A 9,500-nucleotide genomic window follows, 5' to 3' on the forward strand; every position below is an offset into this window, starting at 1 on the left:
CACAAATGTTGACGCGTGTCACACTGTATGACCGATGATGGTGACAGCTGTCAACATGGGAAAAGCCGGGGACGGTGACGTAGAGGCGCTGAGAGCCAGGCTCGATGCGCGAACCGACATGGAGCTGGCGGCGACGCTTGGCGTCCAACGGTCAGCCATCGCCCATTGGCGCAGCCGGGGCGTACCGAGCCGGTACCGCTTTCTGGTCCGGCAGCGCGCAGATTCCGAGGTCGCTGGTGTAATTGAACAGGTAGCAGCCGACGAGGTTCTGGGGGACGCACGGCACAGATATTGGCTGCGCGCCGCGCTTGCATTGCTGCCGGCTACATACTTCGGGTCAACGGGTGATCTGCAAGAAGATGCTATAATTCGCGAGAAGGCGTTGCTGCGACTTATGTTGCACGCTTCTACGAAGAACCTCACCGTCCTCGGAAAAGTTGCCTGCGACAGCGACGCTGATTTTGCGATCTTGCTCGCTTCATTGGAGACCGAGCGGGAGGTGCTCCAGAGCCACCTGCTAATCAGCGTCCCTCCGCCGGGTCCCCAATAAGGTCCCCAAACAGCGGTTTGATTGAGGACCCCCTCTGTCGCGCGCCTTGATTCTTTGCGGAATTTGGTGGGCGCAATATTGAGGACCTGTCCGTTGAGGTGCCAAGGTCCTCAATGCCATCTGAAATCGCTTACGACGCGCAGTGCGGCGGCGACAATCTCCGACCGCTAGCCAGCGACAGTCTCAAAAAGCCGCCCCATCACGGATCGATCATCGCCGAACGAGAACATATTGCCAACCTAGAACAAAGCGCGTACGAATGAGTCTGGGCCGGGAGAGAGCCATTGACGGCCCGGTTGGCGGAATCGTGGAATAGAGGGCGAATGGAATGTCGCAGACGGCTTTGAAACTCGTGGGACGTGAAGACGGTGACAAGCAGCGCGCTCTGGAAGCGGCGCTGAGCCAGATCGACCGGGCCTTCGGCAAGGGCTCGGTGATGAAGCTGGGCGACAAGGGCAAGATCGTGGAGATCGAGAGCGTCTCCACGGGCTCGCTGGGCCTGGACATCGCCCTGGGGATCGGCGGCCTGCCCAAGGGCCGCATCATCGAGATCTATGGGCCTGAAAGCTCGGGCAAGACGACATTGGCCCTGCATGTGGTGGCCGAGGTCCAGAAGGCGGGCGGCACGGCGGCCTTCGTCGACGCCGAACATGCGCTGGACCCGTCCTACGCCCACAAGCTGGGCGTCGACCTGGACGAGCTCCTGGTCTCGCAGCCGGACACCGGCGAGCAGGCGCTGGAGATCACCGACACCCTGGTGCGCTCCGGCGCGGTGGACGTGATCGTCATCGACTCGGTGGCGGCGCTGACGCCGCGGGCCGAGATCGAGGGCGAGATGGGCGACAGCCTGCCGGGCCTGCAGGCGCGGCTGATGAGCCAGGCGCTGCGCAAGCTCACGGCCTCGATCAGCAAGACCCAGACCCTGGTGATCTTCATCAACCAGATCCGCATGAAGATCGGGGTGATGTACGGCAGCCCCGAGACCACCACCGGCGGCAACGCGCTGAAGTTCTACGCCTCGGTGCGCCTGGACATCCGCCGCACCGGCTCGGTGAAGCGCGGCGACGAGATCATCGGCAACAACGTCCGCGTGAAGGTGGTCAAGAACAAGGTCGCCCCGCCGTTCCGCGAGGTCGAGTTCGACATCATGTACGGCGAGGGGATCTCAAAGCTGGGCGAGATCATCGACCTCGGCGTCAAGGCCGGCGTGATCGAGAAGTCCGGCTCCTGGTTCTCCTATTCGAGCCAGCGGATCGGCCAGGGCCGCGACAACGTCCGCGACTTCCTGAAGGCCAATCCCGACATCTCCGGCGAGATCGAGCGCGCGGTGCGCGGCGCCAAGGCGAGCATCGAGGAAGAGCTGCTGGTGGGTGGCCCCGACCCGCAGGAAGACTAGGCCCGGGAAGGGGCCTCCAGAGGTCTCGAGGGACAGGTTTCCGCGGTCAGGCGTCGCATCCGCGACGGGCCTCCCCGCCAACCGGCCCAGCCCGCCACCCCGCGCGGGCGCATGGACAGCGGAGACTTGCAGGACGTCCGGGTTCGCCCGGGCGTCCTTTTCCGTCGGGGGACGGCGCATTCGCCGGGCTTTCCCTTTGCGCTTCAGGCCAAGTTTCGTAAACGGTCGGCCAGCCCCATCTTGAGGGGCTCCGACCAGCACGAGTTCCAGAAAAGCCTCCATGCCGAGCGTCAACGAGATCCGCAGCCACTTCCTGGACTTCTTCCAGAGGAAGGATCACGCCGTCGTCGCCTCGGCGCCGCTGGTGCCGCAGAACGATCCGACGCTGCTGTTCGTCAATGCCGGCATGGTGCCGTTCAAGAACTATTTCACCGGCGCGGAGACCCCGCCGTTCCCTCGCGCCGCCTCGTCGCAGAAGTCGGTGCGGGCCGGCGGCAAGCACAACGACCTGGACAATGTCGGCTACACCGCGCGCCACCACACCTTCTTCGAAATGCTGGGGAACTTCTCCTTCGGCGACTATTTCAAGGACCAGGCGATCACGCTCGCCTGGGACCTGCTGACCAAGGAGTTCCAGCTCCCGGTCGATAAGCTGCTGGTCACTGTCTACGCCGAGGACGACGAGGCGCACGGCCTCTGGAAGAAGATCGCCGGCCTGCCGGACGAGAAGATCATCCGCATCGCCACCGCCGACAACTTCTGGTCCATGGGCGACACCGGCCCCTGTGGGCCGTGCTCGGAGATCTTCTACGACCACGGCGCCCACATCCCCGGCGGCCCGCCCGGCAGCCCGGACGAGGACGGCGACCGCTTCGTGGAGATCTGGAACCTGGTCTTCATGCAGTTCGAGCAGCACGCGAACGGCGATCGGACGCCGCTGCCCAAGCCGTCGATCGACACCGGCATGGGCCTGGAGCGCGTCGCCGCGGTGCTGCAGGGTGTGCATGACAACTACGACATCGACCTGTTCCGCACGATCATCGCCGCCAGCCGCGACCTGGTGGGCGGCGAGGGTGGGGCCTCCAACGGCCCCTCGCATCGGGTGATCGCCGACCACCTGCGCTCGTCGAGCTTCCTGATCGCCGATGGGGTGACGCCGTCGAACGAAGGCCGCGGCTATGTCCTGCGCCGGATCATGCGCCGGGCCATGCGCCACGCCCACCTGCTGGGCGCGGCCGAGCCCTTGATGCACCGCCTGGCGCCCACCCTGGTGGCCGAGATGGGCGAGGCCTATCCGGAGCTGCGCCGCGCCGAGCCCGCCATCGTCGACACCCTGCGCCAGGAGGAGGAGCGGTTCCGCCGCACGCTGGGCCGCGGCATGAGCCTGCTGGACGAGGCGACCGCGGGCCTGAAGCAGGGCGAGGTGCTGTCCGGCGAGACCGCCTTCCGCCTCTACGACACCTACGGCTTCCCGCTCGACCTCACCCAGGACGCCGTCCGCGCCAAGGGGCTGACCGTCGATCTGGAGGGCTTCGATGCGGCCATGGCCCGCCAGCGCGAGCAGGCGCGCGAGGCCTGGACCGGCTCGGGCCAGGTGGCGGCGGCGGCCGAGTGGTTCGCCATCCGCGACCGGCTGGGGCCGACGCAGTTCCTGGGCTACGAGCAGATCGAGGCCACTGGCGAGCTGCTGGCGCTGGTGGAAGGCGGCCGCGAGATCGACGGCGCCCTGACCGGGTCGACCGTGCAGGCGGTGTTCGACCGCACGCCCTTCTACGCCGAGAGCGGCGGCCAGGCCGGCGACCAGGGCGAGGTGGAATGGCCCATGGATGGCGGCAAGGCCGGCCGGGCGCGCGTCGCCGACGTTCAGAAACAGGCCGGCGACCTCTTCGTCCACGAGCTGGAAGTCCTCGAGGGGACGCTGACGTCCGGCGTCCGCGCGCGCCTGGCGGTCGACGCCGAGCGCCGCGCCGCCACCCGCTCCAACCACTCGGCGACCCACCTGCTGCACGCGGCCCTGCGCAATGTGCTGGGCGCGCACGTGACCCAGAAGGGCCAGATGGTCGATGGCGAGCGCATCCGCTTCGACTTCAGCCACGGCGCGCCGGTGACGCCGGAGGAGATCGACCGCATCGAGGCCGAGGTGAACGCGGTGGTGCGCCAGAACCTGCCGGCGGAAACCGAGCTGATGGCGCCCAAGGACGCCATGGCGGCCGGCGCCATGGCCCTGTTCGGCGAGAAATACGGCGAAACCGTCCGCGTGCTGACGCTGGGCGATGCGCTGAACGGCCAGGGCGCCTATTCGGTCGAGCTCTGCGGCGGCACCCACGTGGCGCGGACCGGCGACATCGCCCTGTTCAAGGTGGTCTCCGAGCAGGGCGTGGCGGCCGGCGTGCGCCGCATCGAGGCCCTGACCGGCGAGGCCGCCCGGCGCTGGCTGTTGGACCAGGCGGCGGTCTCCAAGGGCCTGGCCGACCAGTTCAAGGTGCCGGTGGCCGAGGTCCCGGTCCGGGTGGCGGCGCTGGAGACCCAGCGGCGCCAGCTGGAGAAAGACCTGGCCGAAGCCAAGCGTCAGTTGGCCATGGGCGGCGGCGGCGGTGGCGGCGCGGCGAGCGGCCCGGAGGAGATCGGCGGCGTCCAGGTGCTGGCCCGGGTCATGGAAGGCGTCGGCGGCAAGGACCTGCGGCCGATCGCCGAGGAATATAAGAAGCAGCTTCCCGACGGGGTCATCGCCCTGGTGGGCTCGGCCGAGGGCAAGGCGGCGGTCACCGTGGCGGTGACCGGGGCGGCGCAATCGCGGTTCAACGCCGTGGACCTGGCCAAGGCGGCGGTGGCGGCCATGGGCGGTCAGGGCGCTGGCGGCCGCCCCGATTTCGCCCAGGGCGGCGCCCCGGACGGCGCCAAGGCTGACGAAGGCCTGGCGGCGGTCAAGGCGGCGCTCGCCCGGTAACCATGATTAAGAAAAAGTTTACAACCGCTGGGGGAATGCGGTTGGCCGGGATTATGGGGATGCTATGGTCTAGCTACAGTCCATATGCCTTTTTGGGGGGTACTCATGCGTAAGATCCTTTTGGCAGGCGCCGCCGCGGCGGGTCTTGCCCTGGCGGCCGCTTCGGCCCACGCCACCGATTTCGTTCTTCAGGACTATTCGGTCGTCGCCAACATCGGCAACGCTGACAGCAACCATGGCCTGACGGTTGACACCCTGAACCTGCTGACGATTCCGGGCGGCGGTCTCAACATCGACCTCGGCAGCCCGACGTCCGAGACGCTCGACCTCTTCAAGATCTACACCCCTGAGACGTCCGTGAACTCGGACGACCAGGTTCCGGTGGACATCGACGTGAACTTCGACTTCTCGGCGCCGGCCCCGAACTCGGGCACCGCTCAGGTTGGCGGCACGACCCAGGGCAACCTGATCCTGCACGGCTTCTTCCAGAACGGCAGCGTGAGCTGGAGCGGCCCGGCGCAGTTCACCTGGACCGCGCCCGGTCTGCCCGATCCGGGCCTGATGACCATCTCGCTGAGCAACGGCTCGTTCGACACCGGCCTCCTCGGCCCGCGCGGTGGGGAGCGGGACGGCTATGTCGTCCAGGCGACCTTCGATTGGGACCATGACCCGGTGCCGGAACCGACCACCTGGGCGCTGATGCTCTCGGGCTTCGGTCTGGCCGGCGCGGCCCTGCGTCGCCGCCGCGCGGTCGCCACGGTCGCCTAAGACCAAGACCAAGACCAAGAATGGAAAAGGCCGGGGGCGACCCCGGCCTTTTTCGTATTCGGAGAGCGTGTCCGCGGCCTCAGATCCCGGTGCAGACGCAGAGCTTGTTGCCTGTCGGGTCCCGGAAATAGGCGCCGTAGAAGCCGCTGGTCGCTTCGGCCGGCCGATAGCCCGGCGCGCCTTCGTCGGTCGCGCCGCTGGCCAGCGCCGTGTCATAGACGGCTCTCACGACGTCCTGGCTGTCGACCTTGAAGGCCACCATCATGCCGTTGCCGCCACGCGCCGCCTGGCCGTCGAACGGCTTGCCCACGCCGACCCCCGGCGCGCCCACCTTGCCATAGAAGGCCCAACCGCCCTCGACCGGCCCGCGGCTGTAGCCCGCAGCGCCCAGCAGGGCGTCATACAACGGCAGCGCCGCCTCCAAATCGAGGGCGCCGATGGTGACGTAGCCGATGCTCATGGTCCTTCTCCGTCCGTCGCAGCCGGGCGCGGGCGGCCCTAGGCCGCGAGCGCCTTTTCCAGATTGATCGCCACCTTGTCCAGGAAGCCCTCGGTGGTCAGCCAGCCTTGGGTGTCGCCGACCAGCAGCGCCAGGTCCTTGGTCATGGAGCCGCTTTCCACGGTCTCCACGCACACCCGCTCCAGGGTCTTGGCGAAACGCGCCAATTCGGCGTTGCCGTCCAGCTTGGCGCGGTGCTCCAGGCCCCGGGTCCAGGCGAAGATCGAGGCGATGGAGTTGGTGGAGGTGCTCTCGCCGCGTTCGTGTTGGCGGAAGTGGCGGGTCACTGTGCCGTGCGCCGCCTCGGCTTCCATGATCTTGCCGTCCGGCGTGATCAGCACCGAGGTCATCAGGCCCAGCGAGCCGAAGCCCTGGGCCACGCTGTCGGACTGCACGTCGCCGTCGTAGTTCTTGCAGGCCCAGAGGAAGTTGCCGTTCCACTTGAGCGCCGAGGCCACCATGTCGTCGATCAGGCGGTGCTCGTAGACCAGGCCCGCTTCCTTGAACTTGCCGGCGTATTCCGCCTCGTAGACCTCGGCGAAGATGTCCTTGAAGCGCCCGTCATAGGCCTTGAGGATGGTGTTCTTCGTCGACAGGTAGACCGGATAGTTCCGCGCCAGCCCATAGTTCAGGCAGGCGTGGGCGAAGTCGCGGATCGAGGCGTCGAGGTTGTACATCCCCATGGCCACGCCGCCGGCCGGGAAGTCGAACACGTCGAAGTCCATCCGGTCGCCGTTCTCGCCCTCCCAGCTCATCTTCAGCTTGCCCTTGCCGGGCACCACGAAGTCGGTGGCCCGGTACTGGTCGCCGAAAGCGTGGCGGCCGATGATGATCGGCTGGGTCCAGCCGGGGATCAGGCGCGGCACGTTCTTGCAGATGATCGGCTCGCGGAAGACGACGCCGTCCAGGATGTTGCGGATCGTGCCGTTCGGCGACTTCCACATCTTCTTGAGGTTGAATTCCTTCACCCGCGCTTCGTCGGGGGTGATGGTGGCGCACTTGATGCCGACGCCCAGCCGCTTGATCGCCTCGGCCGCCTCCACCGTCACCTTGTCGTCGGTGGCGTCGCGGTGCGCCATCCCAAGGTCGTAGTACTCGATCTCGAGGTCCAGGAAGGGGAAGATCAGCTTGTCCTTGATCATCTGCCAGATGATCCGCGTCATCTCGTCCCCGTCGAGGTCGGCGACAGGGTTGGCGACTTTGATCTTTGCCATGTGGGACGAGGGCTCCGCGCGAACTGGTTTGGGGGCCGTATAGCCCCCCGCCGCGCCGACGCAAAGGCGCCTCTAGAGCGGGCTTGCGCTCCGGCGTGCAAGCGACTGTAACCGGGCCATGGCGCAAGCCCTTCCACGCCCCCCGGCGATCATCCTGACCGCGCCGCAGATGGCGCAGAACATCGGCGCCGCCGCGCGGGTGATGGCCAACTTCGGCCTCGACGACCTGCGCCTGGTGAACCCGCGGGACGGCTGGCCTCAGGAGCGCGCCTGGGCCTCGGCCTCCGGCGCCGACTGGCCGCTGAACGCCGCCCAGGTGTTCGATAGCGTCGAGGCCGCCATCGCCGACCTGAACCTGGTCTACGCCACCACCGCGCGGCCCAGGGAACTGCAGCTGCCGGTCAAGACGCCGCGCGAGGCGATGGGCGAGCTTTCGGCCGCCTCGTCGGCCGGTCAGCGCATCGGCCTGCTGTTCGGCGGCGAGCGGGCGGGGCTCGAGACCGCCGACATCGCGCTCTGCCAGGCCGTGGTGACCTTTCCGGTCGATCTGCGCTTCCGCTCGCTCAACCTCGCCCAGGCGGTGGCGCTGAACTGCTACGAGTGGCGCGCCACGGTGGCGGCCGGAACGCCGGCGATCTTCCGCGACGCCCCGCCGCCGGCCGATGGCGCGGCGATGCTGGGGCTCTACGAGCACCTGGAGGGCGATCTGGACAAGGCGGGCTTCTTCCATCCGCCGGAGAAGAAGCCTTCCATGGTCCAGAACCTGCGCACGGCCCTTGGCCGCGCCCAGTTCAGCGACCAGGAGGTGCGCACCTTCCGGGGCGTGATCACGGCGCTCGCCAAGGGGCGCGGCCGGGTGCTGGCCAAGCTGGCGGCCCAGAAGGCCAAGAAGGACGAGGAGGAGACCTGATGAGCTTCGCGAAGCTGCTGGAGAGCCTGCCGATCCCGATCCTGCAGGCGCCCATGGCCGGCGCCACCTTCGACGCCATGGCCGTGGCGGTGAGCCAGGCCGGCGCCATGGGCAACCTGGCCTGCGCCGGCGTCGCGCCGGAGGAGCTGCAGGCCGCGGTCGACGGCGTGCGCGCGAAGACCGATGCGCCGTTCGGGGTGAACCTCCTGATGGGCCCGCCGCTGAAGCCGGAGCCGGCGGAGCTGGACGCGGCCCTGGCGCGCCTGACCCCGTTCTACGCCGAGCTGGGCCTGCCGACGCCCGATCATCCGAACCGGTTCTCCTACGACTTCGACGCCCAGTTGCAGGCCCTGACCCGCGCCGCCCCGCCGGTAGCCTCGTTCAGCTTCTCGATCCTGACCGAGGCGCAGGTCGACGCCCTGCATGCGGCGGGCTCCTACGTCGTGGGCACCGCCAACACCGTCGCCGAGGCGATCGCCTGGGCCGAGGTCGGGGCCGACGGGATCTGCGCCCAGGGCGTCGAGGCCGGCGGCCACCACGCCTACTTCCTGGACGACATCGAGGCCTCTTCGATCGGGACCTTCGCCCTGCTGGCGACGGTGACCCGGGCGGTAGACCTGCCGGTGATCGCCGCCGGCGGGATCATGGACGGGCGCGGCGTGGCCGCCGCCCTGGCCCTGGGCGCGAGCGCCGTGCAGATGGGCTCGGCCTTCCTCCTAGCGGACGAGGCGATCATCGGGCCCGTCTGGCAGGCGGCGCTGAAGGATGCGCCGACCGACGCCACGCGGCTCACGCGGGCCTTCTCGGGCCGCTACGCCCGAGGCCTGGAGAACCGCTTCGTGCGCGAGATGCGCGGCGTCCAGGATGAGGTCCCGCCCTATCCCGTCCAGAACCGCCTGACCCAGGCCATGCGCGCGGCGGCCAACAAGGCGGGCGACCCGGAGCTGATGTCGCTGTGGGCCGGCCAGGCGATCAAGCTGGCGAAGCCGGGGCAGGCGGGCGAAATGGTCGCGCGGTGGTGGGCCGAGGCGCAGGATGTGGCCCAGGCGGTCGCGAAACAGACGGCGGCGCGGGGCGCGGCCGGCGGCTGACGCCAATGCCGCCTGCCGGAAATCGCGCCTCCCCGACTTGTCCGTTCGCGCCGCCGCCGCCTATTGCGGCCATCTGTGTCGGGAGGATGCCCATGAACAGGCGTGAGTTGCTGGCCTTCGCGAGC

The 9,500-nt window shown here is 68.4% G+C and carries 7 protein-coding genes; 5 read left to right on the top strand and 2 right to left on the bottom strand.

Annotated elements, in window-relative coordinates:
- The first annotated feature begins 878 nt into the window (after nucleotides 1-878).
- The 3 genes from recA (at nucleotide 879) to VGL85_RS21795 (ending at nucleotide 5,661) form a co-directional block, all read left to right on the top strand.
- Nucleotides 879-1,946 carry a recombinase RecA gene (gene recA, locus VGL85_RS21785; RefSeq protein ID WP_331591148.1) on the top strand — a complete coding sequence of 356 codons (1,068 nt, stop codon included), beginning with the start codon at nucleotides 879-881 and terminating at the stop codon, nucleotides 1,944-1,946.
- A 280-nt stretch (nucleotides 1,947-2,226) separates the two neighbouring features.
- A complete protein-coding gene (alaS, locus tag VGL85_RS21790; protein WP_331591149.1) occupies nucleotides 2,227-4,893 on the top strand; it encodes an alanine--tRNA ligase in 2,667 nt (888 codons plus the stop codon).
- 105 nt (nucleotides 4,894-4,998) lie between these two features.
- On the top strand, nucleotides 4,999-5,661 hold the full coding sequence (locus VGL85_RS21795) for a PEPxxWA-CTERM sorting domain-containing protein (RefSeq protein ID WP_331591150.1): 663 nt from the start codon (nucleotides 4,999-5,001) through the stop codon (nucleotides 5,659-5,661).
- Between the two features lie 79 nt (nucleotides 5,662-5,740).
- On the opposite strand, the gene VGL85_RS21800 is transcribed toward VGL85_RS21795, so the two are convergent.
- Nucleotides 5,741-6,121, bottom strand: a complete 381-nt coding sequence (locus VGL85_RS21800) for a VOC family protein (RefSeq protein WP_331591151.1) — start codon at nucleotides 6,119-6,121, stop codon at nucleotides 5,741-5,743.
- Nucleotides 6,122-6,159: 38 nt separating this feature from the next.
- Nucleotides 6,160-7,374, bottom strand: coding sequence for an NADP-dependent isocitrate dehydrogenase (locus tag VGL85_RS21805; RefSeq protein WP_331591152.1), 1,215 nt, complete (start codon nucleotides 7,372-7,374; stop codon nucleotides 6,160-6,162).
- 118 nt (nucleotides 7,375-7,492) lie between these two features.
- Between VGL85_RS21805 and VGL85_RS21810 the strand changes: the two genes are divergently transcribed.
- Both VGL85_RS21810 and VGL85_RS21815 read left to right on the top strand, forming a co-directional pair.
- A complete protein-coding gene (locus tag VGL85_RS21810) occupies nucleotides 7,493-8,284 on the top strand; it encodes an RNA methyltransferase (protein WP_331591153.1) in 792 nt (263 codons plus the stop codon).
- On the top strand, nucleotides 8,284-9,375 hold the full coding sequence (locus VGL85_RS21815) for an NAD(P)H-dependent flavin oxidoreductase (RefSeq protein WP_331591154.1): 1,092 nt from the start codon (nucleotides 8,284-8,286) through the stop codon (nucleotides 9,373-9,375). The genes VGL85_RS21810 and VGL85_RS21815 overlap by 1 nt, the downstream gene beginning before the upstream one ends.
- Nucleotides 9,376-9,500: the final 125 nt, after the last annotated feature.

This window comes from Phenylobacterium sp., from assembly GCF_036501465.1.
In the GTDB taxonomy this organism is placed as follows: domain Bacteria; phylum Pseudomonadota; class Alphaproteobacteria; order Caulobacterales; family Caulobacteraceae; genus Phenylobacterium.

What these genes read in the sequence shown, in the direction of transcription:
- VGL85_RS21795 (WP_331591150.1), top strand. Translation starts at nt 4,999, where the DNA reads ATGCGTAAGATCCTTTTGGCAGGCGCCGCCGCGGCGGGTCTTGCCCTG.
- VGL85_RS21800 (WP_331591151.1), bottom strand. Translation starts at nt 6,121, where the DNA reads ATGAGCATCGGCTACGTCACCATCGGCGCCCTCGATTTGGAGGCGGCG.
- VGL85_RS21810 (WP_331591153.1), top strand. Translation starts at nt 7,493, where the DNA reads ATGGCGCAAGCCCTTCCACGCCCCCCGGCGATCATCCTGACCGCGCCG.
- alaS (WP_331591149.1), top strand. Translation starts at nt 2,227, where the DNA reads ATGCCGAGCGTCAACGAGATCCGCAGCCACTTCCTGGACTTCTTCCAG.
- VGL85_RS21805 (WP_331591152.1), bottom strand. Translation starts at nt 7,374, where the DNA reads ATGGCAAAGATCAAAGTCGCCAACCCTGTCGCCGACCTCGACGGGGAC.
- recA (WP_331591148.1), top strand. Translation starts at nt 879, where the DNA reads ATGTCGCAGACGGCTTTGAAACTCGTGGGACGTGAAGACGGTGACAAG.
- VGL85_RS21815 (WP_331591154.1), top strand. Translation starts at nt 8,284, where the DNA reads ATGAGCTTCGCGAAGCTGCTGGAGAGCCTGCCGATCCCGATCCTGCAG.